The organism is Picrophilus oshimae DSM 9789 (genome assembly GCF_900176435.1).
Classification (GTDB): domain Archaea; phylum Thermoplasmatota; class Thermoplasmata; order Thermoplasmatales; family Thermoplasmataceae; genus Picrophilus; species Picrophilus oshimae.
In genome coordinates, this window is the sequence record NZ_FWYE01000001.1 from 154,187 (window position 1) to 179,580 (window position 25,394).

General features: G+C 35.4%; 21 protein-coding genes, 1 tRNA gene and 1 other RNA gene. 8 read left to right on the forward strand and 15 right to left on the reverse strand.

The genetic code is table 11. The features are described from left to right. From B8780_RS00855 to B8780_RS00865, 3 genes are all read right to left on the reverse strand, one after another. Complete coding sequence (locus B8780_RS00855; protein WP_011177606.1) at positions 1-564, reverse strand: hypothetical protein; 564 nt, start codon at positions 562-564, stop codon at positions 1-3. Between the two features lie 84 nt (positions 565-648). Beyond that, positions 649-1,353 (reverse strand): archaeal proteasome endopeptidase complex subunit alpha, encoded by a 705-nt coding sequence (psmA, locus tag B8780_RS00860; RefSeq protein WP_011177605.1) that lies wholly within the window; start codon positions 1,351-1,353, stop codon positions 649-651. 105 nt (positions 1,354-1,458) lie between these two features. Beyond that, a complete protein-coding gene (locus tag B8780_RS00865; RefSeq protein WP_153274193.1) occupies positions 1,459-1,803 on the reverse strand; it encodes a hypothetical protein in 345 nt (114 codons plus the stop codon). 68 nt (positions 1,804-1,871) lie between these two features. Here B8780_RS00865 and priS point away from each other — a divergent pair, with 68 nt between their 5' ends. After that, positions 1,872-2,984, forward strand: coding sequence for a DNA primase small subunit PriS (priS, locus tag B8780_RS00870; RefSeq protein ID WP_084272336.1), 1,113 nt, complete (start codon positions 1,872-1,874; stop codon positions 2,982-2,984). Positions 2,985-2,986: 2 nt separating this feature from the next. Here priS and sor read toward each other — a convergent pair whose 3' ends face one another. The 5 genes from sor to B8780_RS00895 form a co-directional block, all read right to left on the reverse strand. Beyond that, positions 2,987-3,907, reverse strand: coding sequence for a sulfur oxygenase/reductase (gene sor / locus B8780_RS00875; protein WP_084272337.1), 921 nt, complete (start codon positions 3,905-3,907; stop codon positions 2,987-2,989). Between the two features lie 255 nt (positions 3,908-4,162). Continuing rightward, positions 4,163-4,597 carry an NUDIX hydrolase gene (locus B8780_RS00880; protein WP_084272338.1) on the reverse strand — a complete coding sequence of 145 codons (435 nt, stop codon included), beginning with the start codon at positions 4,595-4,597 and terminating at the stop codon, positions 4,163-4,165. 44 nt (positions 4,598-4,641) lie between these two features. After that, positions 4,642-4,934: RNase P RNA component (gene rnpB / locus B8780_RS00885), an RNA gene on the reverse strand. Between the two features lie 20 nt (positions 4,935-4,954). Beyond that, positions 4,955-5,440, reverse strand: coding sequence for a PadR family transcriptional regulator (locus tag B8780_RS00890; protein ID WP_161939660.1), 486 nt, complete (start codon positions 5,438-5,440; stop codon positions 4,955-4,957). Positions 5,441-5,470: 30 nt separating this feature from the next. Beyond that, the gene (locus B8780_RS00895; protein ID WP_084272340.1) at positions 5,471-7,111 is read right to left on the reverse strand and encodes a COG1361 S-layer family protein; all 1,641 of its coding nucleotides are present in this window, start codon (positions 7,109-7,111) and stop codon (positions 5,471-5,473) included. 215 nt (positions 7,112-7,326) lie between these two features. Here B8780_RS00895 and B8780_RS00900 point away from each other — a divergent pair, with 215 nt between their 5' ends. Continuing rightward, positions 7,327-8,673 (forward strand): MFS transporter, encoded by a 1,347-nt coding sequence (locus B8780_RS00900; protein WP_084272341.1) that lies wholly within the window; start codon positions 7,327-7,329, stop codon positions 8,671-8,673. Positions 8,674-8,698: 25 nt separating this feature from the next. On the opposite strand, the gene B8780_RS00905 is transcribed toward B8780_RS00900, so the two are convergent. Beyond that, a complete protein-coding gene (locus B8780_RS00905; protein ID WP_236719339.1) occupies positions 8,699-9,844 on the reverse strand; it encodes an MFS transporter in 1,146 nt (381 codons plus the stop codon). Between the two features lie 56 nt (positions 9,845-9,900). Between B8780_RS00905 and B8780_RS00910 the strand changes: the two genes are divergently transcribed. Further along, positions 9,901-10,518: a winged helix-turn-helix domain-containing protein gene (locus tag B8780_RS00910; protein ID WP_084272682.1), complete on the forward strand. Its 618-nt coding sequence runs from the start codon at positions 9,901-9,903 to the stop codon at positions 10,516-10,518. Between the two features lie 67 nt (positions 10,519-10,585). On the opposite strand, the gene B8780_RS00915 is transcribed toward B8780_RS00910, so the two are convergent. Beyond that, positions 10,586-11,161 (reverse strand): hypothetical protein, encoded by a 576-nt coding sequence (locus B8780_RS00915; RefSeq protein ID WP_084272342.1) that lies wholly within the window; start codon positions 11,159-11,161, stop codon positions 10,586-10,588. A 366-nt stretch (positions 11,162-11,527) separates the two neighbouring features. Then, positions 11,528-11,599: transfer RNA gene (locus B8780_RS00920), tRNA-Cys, on the reverse strand. Positions 11,600-11,702: 103 nt separating this feature from the next. Between B8780_RS00920 and B8780_RS00925 the strand changes: the two genes are divergently transcribed. After that, positions 11,703-12,194: an acyl-CoA thioesterase gene (locus tag B8780_RS00925; RefSeq protein WP_084272343.1), complete on the forward strand. Its 492-nt coding sequence runs from the start codon at positions 11,703-11,705 to the stop codon at positions 12,192-12,194. Between the two features lie 4 nt (positions 12,195-12,198). Further along, positions 12,199-12,720 carry a PDDEXK family nuclease gene (locus B8780_RS00930; protein WP_084272344.1) on the forward strand — a complete coding sequence of 174 codons (522 nt, stop codon included), beginning with the start codon at positions 12,199-12,201 and terminating at the stop codon, positions 12,718-12,720. Here B8780_RS00930 and B8780_RS00935 read toward each other — a convergent pair. Next, a complete protein-coding gene (locus B8780_RS00935) occupies positions 12,713-14,059 on the reverse strand; it encodes an acetyl ornithine aminotransferase family protein (protein ID WP_084272345.1) in 1,347 nt (448 codons plus the stop codon). The genes B8780_RS00930 and B8780_RS00935 overlap by 8 nt on opposite strands. A 130-nt stretch (positions 14,060-14,189) precedes the next feature. Here B8780_RS00935 and B8780_RS00940 point away from each other — a divergent pair, with 130 nt between their 5' ends. Genes B8780_RS00940 through B8780_RS00950 form a run of 3 tightly spaced genes read left to right on the forward strand, consistent with a single transcriptional unit; the run spans position 14,190 to position 17,028 of the window. Continuing rightward, complete coding sequence (locus B8780_RS00940; RefSeq protein WP_084272346.1) at positions 14,190-15,155, forward strand: VIT1/CCC1 transporter family protein; 966 nt, start codon at positions 14,190-14,192, stop codon at positions 15,153-15,155. 34 nt (positions 15,156-15,189) lie between these two features. After that, positions 15,190-16,332, forward strand: a complete 1,143-nt coding sequence (locus B8780_RS00945) for an MFS transporter (RefSeq protein WP_084272347.1) — start codon at positions 15,190-15,192, stop codon at positions 16,330-16,332. Between the two features lie 54 nt (positions 16,333-16,386). Beyond that, positions 16,387-17,028, forward strand: a complete 642-nt coding sequence (locus tag B8780_RS00950) for a hypothetical protein (RefSeq protein ID WP_011177589.1) — start codon at positions 16,387-16,389, stop codon at positions 17,026-17,028. Between the two features lie 8 nt (positions 17,029-17,036). Here the strand turns inward: B8780_RS00950 and B8780_RS00955 are convergent, their stop codons facing one another. The 3 genes from B8780_RS00955 to B8780_RS00965 form a co-directional block, all read right to left on the reverse strand. Beyond that, positions 17,037-17,822 (reverse strand): CARDB domain-containing protein, encoded by a 786-nt coding sequence (locus B8780_RS00955; RefSeq protein WP_153274194.1) that lies wholly within the window; start codon positions 17,820-17,822, stop codon positions 17,037-17,039. Between the two features lie 7 nt (positions 17,823-17,829). Further along, positions 17,830-24,003 carry a carboxypeptidase regulatory-like domain-containing protein gene (locus B8780_RS00960; protein ID WP_084272349.1) on the reverse strand — a complete coding sequence of 2,058 codons (6,174 nt, stop codon included), beginning with the start codon at positions 24,001-24,003 and terminating at the stop codon, positions 17,830-17,832. A gap of 68 nt (positions 24,004-24,071) precedes the next feature. Then, the gene (locus B8780_RS00965; RefSeq protein ID WP_084272683.1) at positions 24,072-25,337 is read right to left on the reverse strand and encodes an APC family permease; all 1,266 of its coding nucleotides are present in this window, start codon (positions 25,335-25,337) and stop codon (positions 24,072-24,074) included. Between the last annotated feature and the right edge of the window lie 57 nt (positions 25,338-25,394).

The following is a 25,394-nucleotide window of genomic DNA, read 5'->3' on the forward strand; positions in this document are numbered from 1 at the left end:
TTATGAGTAGAAGAGGCTGCTTAAATGATAAAGCGCCTTTCCTGCATTTGTATTATCAATCATTATCCATATCTCTGTATCAAGTCTGTATATGTTTGTGAACTTTATATCATATGTCATTAGATAATCAGTTATTAGGAGTGTTAATCCTGGTGTAAATGCGCTTTCCTTTGGAAGCAGTATCTTTATTAATGCAAAATCGCTCTTCTCATCGTTTACGTTTGCTATGCATGTATAGTAGTTTGATTCCTTCATTACAAGTATTGAATTCTCAGGGATTTCCCTTATATTATTGCAGTAAACCTTGTTGTATTTATATTCAATGGTCATTGAAGATTTTTTAAAGATGTCAAGGCTCTGATCATAGCTCTTTGCATTTTCCTTCATGCCTGCAAGAACCTTTACTATTGTATTCACCTTTACATCCTTGCCGGTCATTGTTTCAACCTTTGATTTTATGGCCTGTGCAAGCTTTGTGTAATTGCACATGCCGCTTGATATAGAAAGTGAGTATACAAGATTGTTTTCAACTATTACCTTGACTGCATCGGATATCTTAGTCATATTTATGAATAATGAAATTGTATATATAAATTTCTGATGTAAATATTCACAAAAAATGCAAAGTTAATATATTTTAAAATATTTTTAATTCAAATATTTTGAGACTTCCTCTGATGTAAAGACGTGGAAAGTCTCACCCATCTTTATTGAGGCTATTTCAGGTTCCTTCATTGATGATTCATCTGCAACTGCGGATTTTAAGGCTGCAATGCCCATCCTTATTGCCTCATCCTCGCTAAGATTCTCCTTGTATTCCTTTTCAAGGTATGCCGTGACCTGATCCTTTCCGGCACCAATTGAAACACATTTGTACTCATTTATTGTGCCTGCTGGATCGCAATCAAATAACCTTGGTCCAATTGAATCCAGGCCTGCAAATATTATGGAAACGCCATATGGCCTGACACCACCGTACTGTGTGTACTGCTGCATCTGATCTGCAACCCTCTTAACAAGGTTTTCTATGTTCATTAATGATCCGTATGTCACCTTTTCCTGCTGATCGCTTATCCTGGCAAAATCAATTAAAACCCTTGCATCGGCAACAAGGCCTGATGTTACCGCTGCAACCCTGTCATCTATTAATTGTATCTTTTCAAGTGATGTTTTCTCAACAAGTCTGCTCCTTACCTTTTTTTCTGATATTAAGGCAACGCCATCCTTGAATTTTATACCGAGAGCTGTCGAACCTTTTTTTACGGCCTCCCTTGCGTACTCAACCTGAAACAGTCTGCCATCAGGAGAGAACACGGTTATAGCCCTATCATAAGCCATTTGACCTTGCTGCATGTATTCACCCTCTATTCCTTTATTATAAATGTGTTATAAATATTTCCCATAAAGAATGTCAATTTAAATTATTAACTTTTCTTTAAATATTTTCATAAAAAACTGTTAATAACCAGACAGAATCATAAACATTGATAGGATAACAGAAAACGAGGCATCCATCATTGCGGCTGCCGATATTATAAATGGTTTTGGTACATCCTTTATAAGATGCATAAATGGATTATACCTTGGATCGTATTTATCCAGATGCACTTCATATTTATCATAGTATTCCTTTATATGAATTGAAAAACCATTAATGCTCCCCCTGTAATCCGCAATCTGGCCGCAGGGCAGGCCTATGCTTTTTCTAAATTTCCTTTTTATCAAATCACTTAAATCATCACTTTTTTTAAATGATATTATACGCCCGGCCAGTAATTCATGCATGTATTTTTCAATTTCCATAAAAATACATCGTATATCAATATAAAAATATTGGCAATGTTTATAAGAATAGATAATATAATAAATGCATGATTTCATATGATAAATCTTTAAACTATTTTTCATTGTATTACAGATCAAATCACCTAATAATGCCTGATCTTATATCAAAAAGGGAGATTGGTTACATACCATTCTCCGGAACAATGATAAGGCATTTATCATTCAGGAATCATAGAGAAATAGAAAGCTTTGTTAAAAGAAATACACCAAGGCATCTTTACTATTCATCGGCGTATTATGTTAAACCTGATGAAAAACGTATGGAAAAAAAGATCTGGGAGGGTGCTGAGCTAATCTTTGATCTTGATGCTGATCATATTCCTGGATCAGATAAAATGACATATGAGGAGATACTCCTGGAGGTAAAAAAGCACGTCTTAAGGCTTTTAAATTACCTTATAAACGACTTTGGATTTGATGATGACAGCATAAAATTATACTTTTCAGGTGGCCGTGGTTACCATGTTCATGTTGTCTCTGACAGGGTTTACTCCCTTGATTCAGATGCGAGGCGTGAGATAGGAAATTACATAAAAATGGAGGATTTTACCATTGATAACATAATAAAAGCATCAAGGGAGAGACCTGAAAGCGGACCTGTAAAAAGATTCAATGAATATATTTCAGAGATTTACAGCAATGAGAATTATTTAAAAAGATTTTATAATGGTGATTTTGGCAGTTACTATAAATCCCTGGATGTTTATAAAGATGGTAAAAAAAAGATTGATATAATGAGGGAAAATAATTATGAAAAATTTAAGATTGTTTCAAAAAGGGATTTGGATGTCCTGAACAATATATTAAATGATTTTAAGGATAAATATTCCGCAGAGATTGATGAACCTGTAACCACAGATATCCATCGTTTGATAAGATTCCCTGGAAGTCTTCATGGCAAAACCGGTTTGGCGGTTACGCCTGTAAATATTAATGAACTTGATGATTTTGATCCATTAAGCTCGGCAGTTCCAGAGGTTTTTAAAGATAAATATGAGCATGTTTATTTAAACAGCGATTATGTGATAACAATGATGAATGAAAAATTTTCTTTAAATGCAGGCGAAAATAAAGTTCCACTTTACCTAGCACTGTTTTTAACAGGCATGAAAATTGGAAATTTTATAGAAAAAAAATAAATTTACTGGTTTAGGTACTCTCTCCAGCTTGTGCCTTCCATCATTGGGTTTAATAATCTTATGTATGGTCCTTTTATCAATGTATCAAGAACCTTGTCGTGTAAAACCCTTGTCTCGTGCTTGAATAAAACCCTTGCTATTCCGAACTGTGCATCCTGTGGTGTTGCCCATTCCATGTGGACAAAGTATTCTGGTGGTGTTGGCCTTGCCTCCTCGTATGAGAATGCTCCCTCCTGGTGCTGCGGTACCTCGCCGTTTGATTCAAGTGCCTCGTGTATACCCTGTGATTTCAGCTGGAAGCTTCCAACAGCAGATACACCGACTTCCTTTAATATCATGTATCCAAGGAATCCTGGTGCATTGCTAAAGTCCTTCATAACCTCAACTATGTTTGACTCAAAGTCCTTTTCCATTCCCTTCTTAACTGTGTGCTCTGAAAGAGCTATTGTCCTCCTGCCATATGGCTGTGATATTGGCGGTACACCACTTGGGTCTCCTGCTGCAAACTTCTTTCCAAACATTACAGTGAAATCCATCATATCTGTGTTCAATGGCATGTCTGCATCGACTATTTCGAATAATGGCTCCCATGGTCCATATACAACCTGGCTCAGGCATGATGAGCATAATCTGAATATTGATGAGAAGTTCTCCCTGTGCATGTCCTCATGATCCTTTATATTCTTCCACATTGTGTACTGGTAAACATTCATTGTGCTCATTTTTGTCATATCCATGCTTGCACCGCCGTATCTTGTTCCAAGAGGTATAACACCGAACTGCACATGGTTCTGGAATCCAACAAATCCTGGATGGCGTGCTGTAACCATGCAGACCTTTGGACCGACCTGCTGGAACATGTTCATTGTTGTTTCATTATTCAGCATTTCTACAATATTTATGGCAACGTATGGTTTTGGCATTTTTTCACCATATGATGTATCATTAATTCATATATAAGCCTTTTTTTTCATAAAAAAAGAAATAAGCGAAATATAATCTTTTATAACGAAATAGATTATTTTTAATATGAAAATTTAAAAATTTATACAAAAATAGCCATGAATATATCATAAATATATAAATATATAAAAGTAAAAACATAGATTTACATTTAATATAAAAAATATAATATTTCTTCTTAGAACTTTTATGTAATTCCTGCATCTTCCATTAAATTAATCATAAATATGATATTTATTCATAAAAAAATCCTTTAAAATCCTGTATGTCATGCCAAAGACCACGTGGTTTTTAATAATATAGGTATTGCCGAGTTCCTTTAGATCATTGTACGATGCCCAGAAACATTCAGAGACCTCATTGTCAATCTTTATGTTTAATGTTAGCGGCCTTGCAATGAATGCGGCAACGTTTAGATCGGTTCTATTTCCAGGTACATAAATGCCAAGAAAATCAATTATTTTTATTTTTAAACCAACCTCCTCATAAGTCTCCCTAACTGCCGCCTGCTCGCATGTTTCATGGTTTAATCTATGTCCGCCTGGAAGGGCCATGTGACCCGACCATGGGTCATTTAAATTTATCTGCCTTTTTATTAAAAGTATACTTTTATCGTTTATTATTATTGAAACAGAGGCCTGGCAGTCCATTTAATAAAAATATCAATTATTATAAAAAATTTCTTAAAGGAATGAAATGCCCGGAGTAAGCCCCCTTCTGTTCACCTTTAAGGCTGGCAACATTCGACTATGCGTCTTACCTGGGCCTCGGGATGGTGCTCACGGGCCCATCTTAGACTTGCTCCATGCGGGGAGAGTTCTCATCGGCTGCCGGGGAACGTCATCTTTTCGAATCATGCTTTTACCCGGACCGTTTATTTCTTTTCTCTTTACCATCCCTCTCGGGACTCCGCCTTTCGACGGACGCATTCCATCCAGGAGGGGGGACTTTCCTCACCTTTGCGGCGTCGGTTGCCCTCGGGCTTTTCATAACTGTATACAAAATTTTTAGATAATCTTTTTGTAACGGTCTATTAATTCATTAATACTTTTTATAAAGTCATCTTCAGGAATCCTGTTTTTCTTTAACCTAAAAATGATTCTTATAATGTTTATTATTATGTCTATGTGATTGTCTACAACATCTTTTAATATATAAAAATCATCGCGGCTTGATAAAACCTCTAGGAATGGGGCATCCTCACTTAAAGAGTTTTTTATAACGTTTGATTTTATTTCAAGACTTAAAGATTTGAGATTTTCTATGTATTCCCTGCCACGTTCTGTTATTTTATAAACCTTTTTTCTGCCGTTTATCTCGAATTCTATTAAACCCATGGATATCAATTTATTTAAGGCAGGTATTAGTGTCCCGTTTGAAATGTTCCTACCCGTTGATTCATTAATTAATAATTTTGATAATGAATATCCGGTCATATCCTGAAGGCTGAGATAATATAATATTCTGAGCTGGTAACCCCTTAAATTTATCATAAAAATCATTTAAAAATATTTTAATTAAATTTATTCTTTTTTATTTTCACTTTTTGATTCCTTTTTGCCCTTCCTGGATCTTGCTGCCACGATTCCAATAAGTATCAGAACTATTACGATCAGAACGATTATAATTATGTACAGTGGATCTGTAAATGTCTTTACAACCTTCTGCGATATTGTTGGTGATATCTTTGCATTGAAATTGTATGTTTTTGTAAATAATTCCTGTGTGTTGTTAAAATGCCAGGTAACTAGAATCTGTGATGGATAGGTTCCGTTCGCTACAGCAGGGCTTGTGTCAACTATAAATGTAACCTTTATTGACTGGCCAGGCCTGATCTCTGAAAATGTAACATTGTTTACATCGAGTGCGCTAAGTGGATTTGATGATGATACGTGTATTGAAATCACACTGGGCGTAAGTAAATGAATTTCAACATCACGGAATGTTTTGTTTCCAGTATTGTTTAAATAAAATGTCATGAGCTGCTTCTTTGTATTTGATAGTAATTTAACTGTTCCTGAGCTTATCTTAAGGTCATTGTAACCGCTTGAGTGTATTCTTTCATTTATTGTATAGTTCATTGAATCTATACTTAGATATACCTTATGATATCCTGTTATGTTCATTGCATTGACATAAAATGTAACGTTTATTACCCCGGGCTCAAAGTATTTTAAATGATAATAGTCTGGTGATACGACCTTAAAGTATTTTGAATATAATGAAACGTTTAAATCCTTTTTAAATGAATTACCGGAATTCTCAAGAACAAACGTCATTTTTATGAATTTTTCGTTCTGATATATTACAGGAGGATTTGAGTAATAGCTTACAAGTGATATGTTTGAATAACCCGTAACCGGAACCATAAAGCTGGTGTTATGACATGCACCATTGTAGTAAAGTGTTAGGTTCTGCCTGTAAAATGAATCATTAACATTCTTTATTGATGCAATGAATGTTAAATTGACAACACCAAATGAATTCAATGCAGATATATTCTCATACTGTTTATAACCTGTTAATGGATTTGAAGGCTTATACATAACAGTAATGTTTGAAACTGGCATATTGCCAAGGTTTTCAAGAATTACCGTTAATGGTATATTTTTCATTCCAGGGGTTCCGTTTATATGTTCTGATGCCTCGCCGAAGTATGATGTCAGCACTGAAAGCCTGACATTGCCAAGTAATGGTATTATAAATGTTGTGTTGCCACTGTAAAAGGTTCCGTTGATCGTGTAATTATAAACAAGTGCCTCCTCGTAGTATCCAGTACCTGCCACAGGGCTTATGTTAACGAACTGGTATATTAGACCGGGTTCTCCTGCCTGGAATATTTTGTATGAAACATTGTTTTTTACCATTTTGTCAGGACCATTTATGTAGCTGCATGAAAATGGAGAGTCCTTAAAGTACTTTAAATTCAGTGTAACATTAAGATTATCAACTGTCTTTACCGAGGTAAAGTTCACAAACAATGGTACATTGTTCATTCCAGGAGAGACCAACTTATCTGATTCCGGGGAATACCAGTGGGTACCTGTTACCGTTATCAAAGAACTGCTGTTCGAAACTGCCGGCTGGTTATTATGAACCACTGGCACGGCAGATGCCAGAAGCATTAAAACGATTACTGCAGGAATAAAATACTTTATTTTCATTTTAACACCTGTCTATTTCGACATATCTATTTAATATAAAAGATTTTTTTGTCACCGTTTATTCTAAAATATGTTAAATTAAAAATGTATTTATTTAACATATTATTAAATTAATATTTATTTTTTTAATATTATTGACATTGTTTTAATATGCATGGATCAAAAATTATTTATGTATATTTAAAAAAGTATTTAAATAATAAAAATTTTTAAGTATGATTTTAATATTTTATACTATAGGTAATGTAATAGATGACATAGATAATGCAAGAACGTCATCATTGCATTTGAAATGGACAGTAATAACAACGCTTGGTGATTTTCTTGATGGTGCAATGTTCGGGATAACAGGAATAACATTGATACCATTAATACCTTACCTTCATTTGAATTCTTTTGAGCAGGGAATACCGGCATTTTTAACGCTTCTCGGAACAGCAGCCGGTGCAATAAGCGTAAGCAGGCTTGGCGACAAGTTTGGAAGGAAGCATATTTATTCATTTGATGCAATAATATACGGAATAGCTGCAATAATGCTTTCAATAACGTTTAATCTCTACTGGGCAATGGTATTCTTCTTTATGGTTGGCTTCGGTGTTGGTGGAGATGTGCCAAATTCATGGTCTTTGTTAATAGAATTTGCACCAAAGGATAAACGTGGCAGTCTTTTTTCATTTACATACATACTATGGTTCCTTGGAGGTATTATAGGAACGCTGCTTGCAGTTCTTCTGGTTCCCTATGGCATGCTTCTTTTCAGGATAGAGTGGGCCTTTTTTGGTATTATAGCATTCTTTGTCTGGTTCCTTAGGAAACAGCTACCTGAATCGCCAAGGTACAATGCATTAAACAATAATGAAAAGGAATTAATAAGCACGGCAAACATGGTTGGCAGCAATGAAAAAAATATAAAGAGCTATAAAAGGCATGCTTACAGGGAACTATTTAATAACTATGGAAGGTACATGCTGCTTGCATTTCTATTATACATGATGTGCGGAATACCTGAATCAACAAATGGTGAGTTCTATCCTTATATATTCAGGTTACTTGGTCTCTCACTTGCACAGTCTTATGAGCTTGAGGCCATGATATTCATAATTACATTGCTATCAGTCTTTGTGTTTAGATACATTGTTGATCTTATAGGCAGGGTAAAAACCTATATAATAAGTGGATCGATCTACGCAGCAGGCATGTACATGCTTGGCAGCAGGTTTGTTTACCATAGTATATATCTATTGATATTCACGGCCATTCTTCTTGCAGTTGGTCTTGGTCTTGGCTTTGATATAATAAATAGATTATACTCAACAGTGCATCTACCGGTTAGCATAAGGGCAAGTGGCCAGGGTTTAATCTGGTTTTCACTTAGAATTGAGGTTGCATTCTTTGGACTTTACACACCTTATTTAATCTCAGTTTACGGTTTACCGGTGCTTTACACAATCTTTGGATTCATGATACTTTTAGATGTAATAACAATTATTGTTCTGAACTTTAAGTCCCCGGGAATGGTGAATACAGAGAAAAGGAGCATAGATGAGCTTGCAGGGGAATGATTTATATTTAAAAACAATAAATTATTTAATATTCCATGCCAGAGAAATTCTTAAGAAATTTTATTAAAATTGCCATTATAAACATTGGTATGCTTAAAATCATAAAAGAACGGAAACCAGAATAATCGTAAAGCAGACCGCCTATTACGCTTGATAGTGCCGTAACTGCTATTGTAAATGTATTAAAATTCCCCTGGATTCTTGACATCATATTTATTGGTATTATCCTTATCAATGATGTGTTAATTGCAACGTTTTCGATCCCTATTGAAATGCCGGCAATGAGGACTGGAAATACATCGAAAATAATATTGTTCAATATTGATATAATAAAGAGTGCCGATGCTATAACAGCAAAGATAATAACACTTATTACTCCAATGTTACCTTTAATTTTCTGGCCTGTAAATGATCCTATTGAAACACCAAATATGAATAATCCAAAAACTATTGAAACATAAATTGCAGGGAGTCCAAAACCCACCTGTATCATTGATATAAAAAGTATTCCAAACATTCCAAGTATAAAATTCACTATTAGACCTATTAATATAATTTCTTTTATCCTTTTATCATTAACAACAAATTTTATTCCATTCTTAATGTATTCATTTATTGACCCGGTACCACCGTACCCTGTATGTTTTATAATTATAACAGGTATCAACGACGCAATAAATATTATGTTAATTATTATAAATGATTTAATATCACCAAGTGCTATTATTATGCCGGATATTACAAAACCAAGCCCCTCCCCAAACATGGATGAAAATGACATAAGTGATAATCCTGATTTATACTGCGCTTCACCCAGGAATGCCTTTGTCCATGAAGCCCTTACAGAGTCAACGATGTCTGATGTAAAACCAAGCATGAAGGTTGATATAAATATAGATAAAACGATGTAAGCATCAACATTATAATATAATGAAGATATTATTAATATCAGGGATATTCTAATAATCATTGCGGCCATTGCAAGCTCCTTTTTTATCATCGTTCTATCAACAAATGATCCAACTATTATGCTTAGCATCAATGGGAGTGTCATCATGCTGTCTGATAAACCTGCCAGAACCGGGCTTCTTGTAATATCAAGTATTACCCAGATGATTACGAGATTATATGCAGAAAGGCCAAGCCTGGAAAAGGATGAGTTTAATATCATTAGTTTAAAATTATCACTTATACGTAGATTATTATCATATATAAAAATATGGTGCCATGGACGGTTTAATAAAAAACATTGATGTTCTTTTAAATAATTTCTCAAACAAAACCAGGCTTATGATAATAACATTGATAATAAACAACGGTCCAATGACTGTAACACAGCTATCAAAGGTTATAAAGACGAGCAGATCCAACCTTTACCAGATAATTAAGGGCATGCTGCGAGATAATGTACTAATCCAGGACAGGGTCGAAACAAATAAAAATTACGTTGAAAAATACTATAATATAAATGAGAAGCTCTTTTCAAGTGTAAGATCCAAGGACATCATAAATGCCATATCAAATATGAATGATGAAAGGCTCAGGGATTTCATGGTATCATTTCTTACAACTGCCTCTGCAGTAATATCAATGATCGCAGGCCAGGTTGCAATGGCAGATACAGATGATATGAAACGCTATCATGAAGAGATAAAAAACAGGTTTATTACAATGTCATTTTCATCCATTTCAAAGGAGATGGCTTCAAGATATTATGATATTCACAGAAAATTCATGGAGGATGTTGATAGCGATGAGGATCAGAACTATGATCATTTACTTTATGTTATATCCTTTCCGGTAACGCCATACTCAATGTTTTTAAATAGAAGGAATCACCATTGATAGATTATAAAATTATTAAAAGAATTTCTATCCATTAAAAATTAATCCCTGGACATGATCGTTTTGCTCAATGCAGCCTGCCGGCTATGATTTTTAACAATCTTTTAGATTTTTCAGGGGAAATTTTTGAAACTGCCCCCTGTGTGGATATTACACAGTCGTTTTCACGCATTTCAGAGAATGATATTATGTTTTTTGTAAGGTTGTATATATCTTTCATAATATAGCCAATGCCCTTCTTTTTCTTTTCTGCTATGCTTTCATTTATAATTTTATCTGTGTCGCCAAAGAACCAGACATCTAAAAAATAGATCTTTAGCGGCCTGTAACCCTCTGGCGTGAATGCACCGTCATATGGCTCATTATCAATTATTTTTTTGCATGAAAGGATTCCGATACCTATTATACCTGTTTTTACGCCCGGATCAGCAGGCAAATATTCCTGTTTCATTGAGTGGAATACAAAGATATCGCCTTTTTTAAATGATGCATAGGCCCTCTCGGTTTTATCATAACGCCTGAAACCCCAGGATTTTAGGTTGTATGTTTTTAACCAGTCGCATGGTGGTCCTGTAATCTTCATAATATCCTTTGTGTATGCATACTCAAGAAATTTATCTCTGTCAATGTTATTCCCAAACATGTTAAAATCGAATTATAGAATTATATATTTATATTTAAACTTCAGTATTTATTATTTACTAAATATATATCTGGATAAAATTAACTGCAGCTCATAACAGTAAATAATATTATCAATGATGGATTTCCTCATTGATTATCAACAAAAATAGAAAATTTATTTTTAATAAACACAACAAAACTTACATAAAATTTAATATATAAAAATAGACCCTTTCCTGAAACGGCCCCGGATGATTTAAATGTTATTGATTTACCAAGGTGCTGTTAAATGTTGAACAGAATTTTGATTTCAGAGCCTGATGTGCCAGGGTCCATATATAAATTTACCAGGTTTGTAATGGATAATAATTATAAATCCTGATAAAGGATAGGTAGGGATTTGAACCCTAGTAAATGGGATCTGCAGTCCCACGCATGACCTCTCTGCCACCTATCCACATAGCCATTATTGTTTTTTGATATATATTTTTAGCCCTGATGTTTTAAATTAATTTTTATCATTTAATTATTTTTTTAAGCAATATTATTATACAAGATTTATGAAGGTAAAGGATTCAATGGTTGAGATTAGTAGACTTGTCCTTCCTGAGGATACAAACGTTGTAAATGCACTTTATGGTGGCAGGCTTGTGGGATGGATGGATAATATAGCAAGCATAACCGCATACAAGCATTCAAGGAAAAACATAGTAACAGGAAGCATAGACAGCCTGTTTTTTATATCACCGATAAGACTTGGAGATATCGTTACAATAAGATCATTCGTTACATACACAACAAGATCTACAATGGAGATCGAGATAGATGTTTTTTCAGAAAATGCAATAACAGGAGATAAAAAGATAACAACCCAGGCATTCTTTACATATGTTGCAATAGACGGCGATGGAAAGCCTGTTGAGATAAACCAGATTGAGCCGGAAAACGATGAGGAGATGAAAAGGTATAAGGAAGGTGAAATAAGAAGCGCCGAAAGGCTTAAAAGGCTTGCAGAGACAAAGGAAAGGATTAAAGCCACTCTTAAAATATAAGTCCATGAACGGCAGCATCTACGAAAGGGAGCTTTTAAATATACTATCAGGTGATGAAAGATCCATAGAAAGGATCTCCAGAAGCAGGGATCCATATTATAAATACGTTTTATCATCGCTTATTGAGAGGCCATTCTATGTTACAAGGGCTGCTGGCTCCCTTGGTGCGGATCTTGTTGCAATCCGTGATGATTACTCAATGGTTATAGAGGTGAAATCTTCAGAGAGAGATAAATTAATCTTCAGTGAGAACTCCGGCACAAAGCAGGAACAGGCCCTTAGGCTTCATAACAAATGCCTTAAATCCGGATTGTTTATAACATATGCATACAGGTTAAAAAAGGCATCCGGTGATCCCTGGCATTTTTTCACAATAAAAAGCGATGTTGAATATAAAGGAAATCTTTCCGGTCTTTATAATATTCTCCCAAAGCAGGAGGTTACAAAAAATGGTAATTTTATACTGCAGTGGAGTTCTGGCCTGCCACTGCTTAAACTTGTTTCATATCTAAATAATATTATTTAAGCTCCCTGTTTATTGATTCATCAATGATCTCCATTGCATTATCAATCTCTTCCTCTGTTATTATCAATGGTGGTATCAGCCTTATTGCGCTCTCACCAGCACCGAGAAGTAAAAGACCGTTTTTGAATGATCTTTCTATAACCCTGTCCCTGAGCCCTACATTAAAGTCCCTCCTTGACCTGTCATTCACAAAATCAATGGCCTGCATTAATCCAAGACCACGTACATCACCGATCTCCTCGTATTTGTCCTTTAGTTCGTTTAACCTCTTGTTAAGGTATTTTCCCATCTTTCTTGAATTTTCAAGCATCTTCTTTTCCTTTATTTCATTTATTGTGGCAGTGCAGGCCACTGATGCAAGCAAATTCCCGCCAAAGGTGTTTGAATGTAATCCCTCCTTATCAAAGTCGAATTTTTCATTGAATATTGATGCACCCATTGGTATTCCAGATGCTATAGACTTTGCAACAGATATTATATCAGGCTCAACCTTAAAGTATTCCGATGCAAAGAAGTATCCTGTTCTGCCAAAGCCAGTCTGAACCTCATCCATTATTAAAAGTATGTTGTTTTCATGCGCAAGCTTTATCAGTTCCCTGTGAAAGTTCTCAGGTGGTACTATGTATCCGCCCTCGCCCTGTATTGGTTCAACCATTATTGCCGCAACATCGTCTGCAGGCAGATATGTTTCAAGTGTGTACTTTTCTATGAAATCAATGGTTCTGTTAACAAGCTCGTCAGGGTTTTCATATCCATCTATGTTAAATGGATTCCTGTAAGGATTTGGATATGGCACATGGACAACGCCAGGCATTTCAGGAAAATACATTGAATGCTGCACCGGTTTTGATGCTGTAAATGCAAGTGCACCCATTGTCCTGCCATGAAATGCACCGATAAAGCCTATGAACTGCCTCTTCTTTGTATAATTCTTTGCAACCTTTAATGATGCCTCATTGCTTTCAGCACCGCTGTTTGCAAAAAACACCTTTTTGTTAAAATTGCCAGGGGTAACCTCGCCTAATGCCTTTGCGGCGTTCACCTGTGCCTCGTAATAAAAGTCAGTTCCTGCAAAGTGCCAGAGCTGATGAAGCTGTTCCTCAACGGCATCAAGGACGTTCTTATTCATGTATCCTATGTTTGTTGTGCTTATACCTGTTGTAAAATCCAGGAAAACGTTTCCATCAACATCCTCTATGTATGAATTATAGCCACGTTTTGCAACAATTGGCAGTGATTTTGTGCTCCTTGCGAGATATTTTTCATCCATTTCTATAATCTTTTTTGCTATTGGTCCAGGGGGTTCAACCTTTATATTTATACCTTTCAAAGCTTCCATGATATATTAAATAGAAATAATATTATATATTTTTCTAAAAGAATCTCGTATTTTTTCTTCATTTTTCGATAATTAGGTTAAGTGAACATAATTTTTTTAATATTTATATAACAATAATAATTAACTTATAATGAATTACGATCAAAAAATGCGTTTAAGTTTTCTAAGGGATGAATTAACAGATATGACATTTTACATCTACCTTTCAAATAGATTCAATGATATGAGGGAAACAATGATAAAACTTTCAAAAATAGAGAGAAAACACTCTGAATTCTGGAGAAAGAGCCTGGAAAGCGAGGGTATAGAAACAAAGAATGTAACTCCAAGGCGGCTAAAAATAATTTTTTTGAAGATTATAATACTTTTTATAGGCAGATCATTAACAATAAATCTGCTTGAGCATGGTGAGTACTCATCGATAATAAAATACAAGAACTACATGGAATCAAGCAATGGGAATATTAAAGGATTAAGGGAGCTTATAACAGAGGAGATGCAGCATGAGGACATCTTTGAAAGTGATATAGACAGAAGTGCACAGAAAATTGATAGAAGCCGTGATTTTTTGTATGGCATGAGCGATGGCCTTGTTGAGGTTCTTGCCGCACTGGCAGGGCTTACAGCAATAATAGATAATCATATTTTAATAGCCCTGAGCGGCGTTGTGATAGGAATATCTGGAACGTTCAGCATGACACTTGGCGCCTATTTATCACAGAAAACCGAATCGGATTATAAGATAACAAGGATAAAGAAGATCAACATTTTTAACATAAAAAACGAATCCAAAAGGATAGATGAGTATAAAAAGGAGGCAAACAGCTCAGCACTTGCCACGGCCATATCCTATGTAATAGGTGCTGTTATACCGATATTGCCCTTTGTCTTCCTTTATAAATACTATGCAATTATGTTATCAGTTTTTCTTGTTGCCATGGCACAGGGGATATCAAATTCAATAATATCATTATCAATGGGAATAGCAATAATAAAAAATGCGATAAGAGCGTCAATGCTTGCCCTTGGGGCGGCACTTGTAACATTCTTAATCGGTTACATGTTCCACATCGTTTTCCATATATCAGTTATTTAAAAAAAATTAAATAAAATTATAATATCACTCAAAAATGGATGACAGATTACCTTACTACGTGGGCTTCTCTGCCTTCTTTGCAGATCTGGGATACCAGGGGGCCATGGCCATTCTACCGGTGTTTTTGATCTTTGCGTTGAAACTCAATTTTCTTGAATTTGGTATTGTTGAGGCTTTTATATATGGCCTTGGATCATTATTCTCTTATATTGGTGGTAGATTATCAGATATCTATGGAAGCAAAAAAACCTGGATTCTTGGTAATTCATTGATACCGCTGTTATCGTTTACTGCATTTACATTAATACCTGTTCTATCCATATCACTGTTCTCTGCAGGCTGGTGGATGAGAAATTTAAGATCCCCGGCAAGGAGGGCGTACCTGGCCGAGAACACTGAAGATGAAAAAAGAACCAGGAGCTTCGGCATACTTCATGGCCTTGATGTTGGTGGCGGTCTTTTTTCAATAGTTATTTTAATAATACTTGTTCTGGAAAGGTTTCCATATAAAATACTGTTCTTATATTCAATTATTCCTTTAATAATATCGACACTGATAATAATACCATTGAGGCTTGGAAGGCCTGTAAAAAGGGAAAAAATATCCAAAAAGAACATATTTAATGGTATAATAATAGCAACAGCCTTCTTTGGATTCAGTTCATACAGCATGGGCTTTCCAATAATAACGGTGTCCGAATCAACACACTATGGTTTATATTTAAGAATAGCCACTGGTGTTGCAATATACGGTATATTTCTTGGATTCTCTTCATTAACAGGCTTTCTGTTAAGCAGATTCAAATCAAGGAATGAGGCTTTATCACTTAGCATCTTTGGATACATACTTTACGGCCTTGGTACATTTGGCTTTGTTCTATCGATAATATACAGAATGGGCATAGCCGGATTTTATACATCTGCAATAATCCTTGCTGTTGCCTTTGGCTTTGTTGAAACATATGAACCTTCCATAATATCAAGGCTTGCCAGGACACAGGGTTCTTCACAGGGTATATTATCCGCATCGAGATCAATTGGGTTCTTTGCGGCAAATATTATAATGGGTGCACTTTACAGTGTAAGTGCCGTTTACTCTTATACATACGGTGCGTTGATTGGTATTGTTGCAGGTATAATACTAATTTCAGCAATGTACCTATCCAGAAATAAATAATTTTCATTTTTAAAAACAAAAAACATTTAAGCAATAATATAATTTATATATTAGATGGTTCGAATTGGAGTTTATACCACAGATTTCAAATTCTACCATGATGTGGTAAAGGACTTAAAAAGATGGAGGCTGCCATTTGTAAGCCTTGCCAGTCTGAATGTGCCTGATGATGTGACCGTTGTTTTAAGCTCAAGAAAGGATGACTTTGATATACCAAGACAGATTAAGGCAGAGAATTCCATGCAGGCAATAAGGATGTCATTATCATACCTTGTGGCAGGCGAGAGATTCTACAGGGTTATAATAGGCATAGATCCAGGTCCAAGACCCGGAATAGCAGTAATGGCAGATAATATATTAATGGAGGCCTTTGAATGCCCATCAATTGATAAGATTAGGGATCTTTTAAGCGATATTATAAATGGTTATATCTATGAAAATATATTAATAAAAATAGGAAATGGTGATAAACCAAACAGGGAATTAATAATAAAGGAGATAAAGGGCATAGCGCCAATTATCATTGTCAATGAAAAAAATACAAGCACACCCCATAAAATCCATGATAATGCACTCTCGGCTGCAAGAATATCACTAATAGAGGATCACTATGACTGCACAAGAGTTCCTGAAAAATTCAGCAGGAAGAACGTTTATGAAAAGGAATTTATAACATTAAAAAGCGTAATAAAGTGATTTTATAATTATTTCTTTTTGCCTTTATTTCTCTTCCACTTTGGAACCTTTAGCCTTGTCCTTCTGCCAGAGGATATTATTAAAATTGCTGCAAAGACTATTGCTATGCCTGCTATGTAATATATCCAGTCATAGTTGGGCGGCTTTCCATAGTAGAATTTGACCGAATCCTGGCCTGCAATGCCAAGTTCTACGGAGTTTGTCCTTATTGAGAGGGTGTTCTCACCATGGGGTACAATGGATGATGGTACCGTTATATTTGCGGTGTAATTTGAATTTGCGTTTATTTCCTTGACCAGTGTGCTTCCGACCATGGTTCCATCAAGATAAAAGTAAACTGTTACGTTGTTAACAGGTGTTTTATTTACATTCTTTATTGTTGCACTTAGAACTATTGGCTTTTGAACAGATACCGTGTATGTCCTTTCATATGTGTAATTCTGATTTGTTTTGTTGTCATATGCATATTCATAGAACATAAAGTAAAGATTTTCTATTATATCCGGTGCTGTTATCCTTTCACTGAAGTTCCCATTTGATCTTGAAAATCCATGGTAATACGTTGTGATGCCTGTAAGATTATCCCCGGCAATGTACAGTGCAAATGTATAATTTGAAAGACCGGGCTCTGTACCGTTTATATAAAGGGTGAAGTTCTCACCCTCATAGACAATGCCCGGGATGCTAACAGTGGCGTTTAAATTGGTGCCAGTACTGTTGTAAGAATCATGATTCACCGGCACCGCAATCGAAAGTATCAATGGTATTAATATAAAAAATACCTTATAATTCATTTAAATTTCACCTTTTCTTCCTTGATCTATAAGTCGATACTGCAAGACCAACTATTAATGCTATTAGTATTATCATTACGCCATAGTATATTGTTGTGTATGGATCCTTATCGTAGTTTACAATAACGTTGTTCCCCCTGCCGGTAACGCTTACAGTTACGTTCTGGAATACAGGTTTAAGTGATTCATTCTGGTATATATTATTATAATATGATTCGACGTTCACAGTTATATCAGGATCTGGATGTGATGTTACCGGCACAAGCTTAACATAAAATGTTACATTTGAATTATATGGCACTGTAATATTTCTTACATACTTTCCATTGTATATTATGTACGCATGCCATTCATCTATGCTAAATAATGTATTATTATTCGTTATATTCAATGTAACATTTATCGGAGTGTTTCCAGTATTTGATATTGTCACTGGCATTAAGGTCACATTGCCGTTTGCTATTGTGTTAACCAGTGTGCTTCCTATTAGGAGCCTGAAGCCATAGTGCTTTGAAACGTTGAACTCAAGGTATCCGGCAGTCATGTTTCCTGATGTATAGTTTACATTCACCGGTACATAGTTTGTTCCTGCCGGTGCATTCTCTGGAACTGTTACGTTTATATCTATTGTTTTGTTCATTCCAGGCGCCAGTGTGAAGTTATTATCACTAAACCTCATTGCCCAGGTTGAATTTCCTGAGTAAAGATATAATGTACTGTTTGTGTTTCCAAGGTTTGTCAGCCTAACCCTGTAAGTAACATTTTCATCTACAGTTACATTCTTTACATTATTTATCTGCTTTAGTTGATAATCATAGACGTTTATCTTTGTTAGATACAAATTAACGTACTGTGTTTTGTTCAAGAACAATGACTGTGATGCGGAGTATGTTACATTTATAGTTATGTTTGTGCTGCTTAAATGCTCTGATGTTAAATTCGATGATACATTGTATTTTCCCTGTGGAAGGACATAGATCTGCTTTGATGAATTTACATTTATGTATGCATTGTTCTCTGTGATGTTTACATTGTTATATATTGTTTTATTATCGAGGTATGTAAATACATAGAGATCGTATGCGTTAACAAGGTATGCACTGTAGCTTGTGTTTTTAAATGGATTCAATTCAAATGTTGACATGTATGCGTACTTCATCGATGGTGACAATATGTATATTGTATAGTTGCCAGGCGCTCCTGCAAATTTGAAGCTACCGTTCGAGTTTGCTATCTCTGTTCCAACAAGCTTTCCGTCCTTATATATGTAAACTATGGACTTTGCTATCCTGGTCGTGTTGTAATAATCAACACCTGATAGCACACTCTTTACCTCAATGGTTTTTACAGGCATTGTTATATTTTTATTATTGTTAAGATCGACTTTTAAGATACCCATTGTAATATATGCACCTGTTGAGTTTACGTATTTATCATTGTTAATGCTTACCGTGTAGTTGCCCTCCGGAAGATAAAGAGATTTTGATGTGCTTATTGTTTCGTTGTTTCTTGATATATAATATGTTAACGTTGTGTTCAATGTATTGTTTAATGATAATTTATATGATTTTACAAAGACCGGTTTTATTGTCAGGTTTGAATTTACATAAACGCTTGACATGTAGCTTTCATTGTTCTTCTGGGCATATAATGTGTATGTTCCTGGTGCCAGGTAATCTATGTTTACCCTTGAGCCGTTTTTGAATGCATTTAATGTAACATTAGATTTTATTGCAAAGTGTAGCTCAGAGTTGCTTGTGAAGCTGTTATCGTATGGTATTACAAGTGATGTGTTTAATAGACTAACATAGGATTCATTGCTGTAAACACCAACATGGTAAACGCCAGCTGCAACGTTAAATGATGCGGAGCCATTCTTTAATGTTACATTGTACGTATTATTTGATGATGTTAATATAACATCCCCGTGAACTGGCATGGTGCCGTTGTATATATAAACATTCAGCGGGAATGTTATCTGCTTCATTGAATATACAATACTTGTATTATTTAATAGAACCATCCTTCCTGAGAGGTATGGAGCCATTACCTTTACGTATGAATTGTTTCCAGGATAGCCTAAATATGTCCTGCTTGATGAAACGTCGTTGAATGTTACCGGGTTTCCATTGTAGTACACCACTGCTATTCCGTACTCAACCTCCTGATTAACATCATTATTTGATGTTAACAGCAGCGTGCTGTTATATTTGTAGGTTAAATTCAGTTTAATGCTCATATTTGATGTCAGGTCTATCCTTGAATAGTTGAACATCGCTGCACCAACATATTTGCCTATGCCTGATATATAGTATTCCCCTGCCGGAAGGCTTATATTGTATTTAGATGAATTTGAGTAATTATTCTTTATATATATGTCATTTCCAATTATTGAATAGTAACCTGTATAGTTATCATGGTTTTCTATCTTTGATGATATATTTAATTTATATGCGGCCACAGGCACTATGTTTACATTCATATTTGATGTTAGGTTAACAGTTTTTGCAAATGCCTGGCCGGAATTGTTATAATATATTGTATAGACTGCGGGTGGCAGTGAAACATTATATGTCCTATTTGATGTTACATTTATAACGTGATCAAATGAGCCGTCCTTTAATATTTCTATGCTTGCATTTTTTGGTGCTGAACCAGATATATAGTATTCCAGCCCCGGGCTTAATGTAACTGATCTTGATTCGTTCCATGCATTTATTGTTAATGTTTCATTGATTATTGATGGGCCCTTTACAGCTTTTATATTGTATTTTCCTGGTATTAATTCAAATGATACAGTCCCATTGTATGATGTTGTCTTTGATTTAAAGTATGATCCGGAACTTACCATAACATTGTAGCCGCTTAAAGGACCGTTTCTATTAACAGTTACATTTAATGTATCATATACGATATTTATATTGTTAACACCATTGTAGCCGTCTGTTATGTTTACCTGTGTTACATTGTAATAGCTGTATCCATTGTAATTTACGCTGACATTGTATAGGTACGGTGGCAGATCATTTAATATGTATTCTCCGTCAATGATCCTTGCCTTGAACAATGCATTGTATGTGCTGTTATAGAAATATATCGTTCCATATGGCACTGTATGATTCTCAAGCGAGATCGTTCCGCTTACATGGCTTTTATTTAATGTGTAATTAACCGTTATATCATATATCGGCCTTCCTGTTGTTGCGTTGTACATTGGTAATCTCTCTGCCTGGTCATATGATATTGTTATGTTCTTTGAACCGAGCTCGTTTGTGCCACCGAGCAAAAGATTGTTAAATTTGCCTGTGCTGAATACTATTGTGTCATTTCCAGGAAGTCCTGTTAGATTGTAATAGCCATCACTGTTTGTTCTTGTGTATTCATGGGGTATTCCATACTGATCATATATTGTTACATAGGCACCGGCAACCGGCTGGCCGTTAGGAAGCGTTAATCTTCCGGTTATGTTTGCCCCCGGGAAGTACTCTATTATTGGATCCTCATCCTGGAGAACCTCGCTGCTTGGTGGTAATAGTACTGTTGTTCCCTTATTCTCCTGTTCATAGGTGTATGCCTGCTGTATCGGTATTATCCTCCAGGCACTTGGATGTGCGGAGTAATCCTTGTATGGATTCCATAATGAACCGTAATAAACAAGTTCAAAGTTGCTCATGTTGAATGCTGGCATTGGTGTGTAGTCCGTTCCATATGATATGCCTGGAACACCATTTGTTTCATTTACAGCCTCTGGTGGATATCCAACTACTGTTCTGTATATTGTTGTGTTATAGAACTGCGATGTGTAAACTATCTGATAGCCTGTTATTGTTGCCGTTGCTGGTGTTTCATTTAATGGATATATTGAACCATTGCTTGTTTCTGCAAATATGTCATAGTACTCGGTTGGAACCACCTCACCAAATGCAGTATAGCTTGGTGTGTATGTAAGATAGGCCGGTGCATAGAATATTCCAGGATCAGATCCTGAGAATGGGAACAGGCCATGATCAACGCCTATGTATGCTATGTTCACACCTGTTGCATTTTCCAGGGCTGAGTAAAGGTTTATCAATGTTGGCAGTGAGTACTTCGTTGATAGCTGTCCCATTATCAATGCATGGTAAACAGAGCTCTTTGCACTGTAAACATTGTTTAATATTGCCTTTGAATGGTTTCCATAGATGCTTGGCTCATTTAGAACAAGATTTTTATATTTCTCAGGATCATTGTACATCTTCTCAAGGAGTAATGTTTCATTTGCACCTAGGTATTTATCAAGTATTAACGTTACCTTATTATTGAAATGCCCATTTACAACAACACCAGGAGCCTGGAAGACCCTTGATATGAATACCCCAAGGATCTGGCTCTCATTCTGTGCCAGCAGAACATCACCTGCAGTGACGTATCCCTGCTGGAAGTCATCTGCCACGGTTGGATGCTTCCCCTCCTCTGCCTCCTGGAAGCCGTAATCCCACCATGAAACGTATGCAGGCCTGTCCTGCGGAGGCACATTTGTATTCTGTGTTGCAAGCCATGCGAATGACTCTGCCAGAGGCTGTGATGAATTATCTATTGCAAAATCATAATCACCAAGTATTGATGTGTCATTTGGCCTCAATGGAGTCGGTATTGATGATATTAACTGGTTGTTAACGGCACTTGCATTGTTAACAGGCACTGCTGCTGATATTGCACCCATGCCTGAAGGAACTATAATTGCTATAACTATTATAACCGCAAAGGCAACGTGTGTCCATTTAATATTTCCCTTAAGATTGCGCTTTAATGAGTTGTATGATATCCTCTTCTTTATATCTGATGTCTTTATTAAATCTGCAAAGTACATTATTAGGCCGCCGCCAAGTATTGCATATGCAGGCGCTGCTGTTATATTGAACCTTGCAGCCTCAAAACTCATGTATATAGATACCAATGAAAATACCGTTACCAATAAGAATAGATCCCTTCTGTTTTTAAGGAATCTGTATATTATATATGGAACGCCGGCTATTCCAAGGAGGAATGCACCCGGGCCAAAACCTGCTATGTAAAATCCAAGTGGAGGTGCTGCCGCCTCTGCTATTGTGCTATAGACCCTGGTCTTTATAAAATAGCCATCTCCGGATACAATTTCCCTTAGAATGCTCGGGTCTATCTTATCTAGTGCTATAATGGCAACGGCGACGATCACTGCCATTATTGGTATTGTTATTATCCATGGTTTCTTTGCTATTAGATTTATTAATATTCCAAAGCCTATTATTAAGACACCCATCAGCAATGGCGGATAGTACCATGGCATTAACATCTTTGTAATATCGTAGTAATAATATCCAATCGGGAATGAGAATAATATCATTAATGTTGTGAAGTATGTTAGGTAACCTGTTGGCCTCTTCATGAAGAGATTATACAAAAGCTGTACAACAACGTAAATTAAAACTATTGCCTCTATGTAAGGATATCCCTGCCATGCAACTATCAGGGCGCCAAGTGATACCCCGGATAATATTCCATAAATTGTGGCAACACGGTTCTCATTGAAGTATGCTTTTATTGAGCCTAAATATGACCTGAAATCATAGAAATTTGATATTATCTGTGTTTTCCTTGCCTTTGAGATTGCCATCTCAAAGAAGTAAACTGTTAAGAAGACGAACAAAAGCTCTGGCGTGTGCATTCTGCCGTCTGTTATTATTCCTGCCGTTAAATTGCTTGGCATTAATGTGTACAGCAGTGCGGCAAACAATGCAGCCTTTTTGCCAAATATCTCCTTTGTTATTAAATAAACTGGAATTATTAACATGGCACCGAATACGGCGTCAAACTCCATGAATGAATAGTATCCTGCAAGGTGAAGCCCGAATATCGGTGATAAAACATACGCCGAGAATACTATCACCCAGTGGAAGAATGGCGGCCTGTAATTGAACGTGCCTATAGGATAATCTAACATATTTGTGTGAACCAGCTGCGCCTTGTACTGTAATATATACTGTATAATCTCATAATTAAAATACGGATCACTACCTCCTGAGAAGTTTAAATAGTCCTTTGCAAATGCAAGATTCCATGCAAAGAAGTTCGATAAGAATAGGTAGATGATCACGAGCGCAGCAAGTCCTGGTACCTCTGGATACCTCTTAATTTTTTCTTTAATTGAAGCCGTCAATGACATAGCTAAGGAAGTGTAATTCAATCTTTATATAAAAATCTAATTGATAATTATATTCATGGAATTTAATTTTAATTGATGTAAAAATTTATTGATTTGTAATAATCCGATGACCTTATTATTAAAACAATTATTATTGATATTATTAGATAAATAATAAATGCATAGTTTATCGATGGTATTAAGGCCATGTTTCCAGAAAATGACAGTATCATGCTTATTATAAGGAAAATTCCTGAAAGCACAGGTACAAAGGATCTATTTATCCTGATCAATGATATGTTTGTTATAATATGAACAACGATGTATAGAAAGCTTATTAGACCTGCAATGAAGACAAAGGCATTAAAAAATCCAAGGAGGCTTATTGATAAAAATGATATTAAAATTGAAATTAAAAACAGTAAGATGATATAATTACCACGATTTTTTATTTTAAGATCGTTTAGCATCCTTGGCATCATGTGAACAAAGGCATTTAAATATGAAACACTGAGATTGAAGGCGCTTAGAATTGCAAAGAATGCAAAGACCATCATGAAATATATCCCGAATCTGTCTGAAATGTATGAAACAATATAGTAGGGATCTATTGAATATGAATAAATGCCATTTACACCAACGAAGAATAAAAGTGCAAATGCCGAGAACACCATTATTGAGCCTGATAATGTATATGATATCAGGAGCGCCCTTGGTGTCGTCCTCTTTGAGCTCCTTGTGTTCTCGGATAGAAAGATGCTTGAACCGCCACCAGAGAATGCCAGTATTCCAAATATTACACCAAGGAAGAATGCATTGAAGCTGTATTTATATTCAATTGGATAATGCCTGTAACCAAGGAATAGAATGCTCATTATTATTATAAAGGACATCTCCATTAATCCGGCAATTAATGTGTATTTTATTGATATCCTTGAACCTGAGGCTATAACAGAATAAACAAGTATTATAAAAATTATCAATATTACATATTCAATGGCCTTATAATCTATTCCAAAAATTATTAATATATTATAAATAAAGGATGAAACAAAGATTGATAGGTTTGGCACAGTTAATATTGAATACATAATATAAAAAAGCATCACAAAAAGCCCAAGCGATTTGCCCATGGTGTTTCCAACATATGAGTAATAGCCACCATTTGTTGTAAATCTCCTTGAAAATTGATAAACGGTGTATAATGTTGAGTATGAAAGTATAAATGAGAATAAAACAACAAATGGAAGCATGGTTCCAGAGTATGATGCAATAATTGAGAATAATGCAACGAAGTCCAGCATCGGGCCTATTGATGTGAATGACTGCATTACAGACTGGGAGAGCCTGATCATGTAAAGCCCATTTAATAAAAATATAAATATATTTTGTAAAATCATTGAAAAAGAATA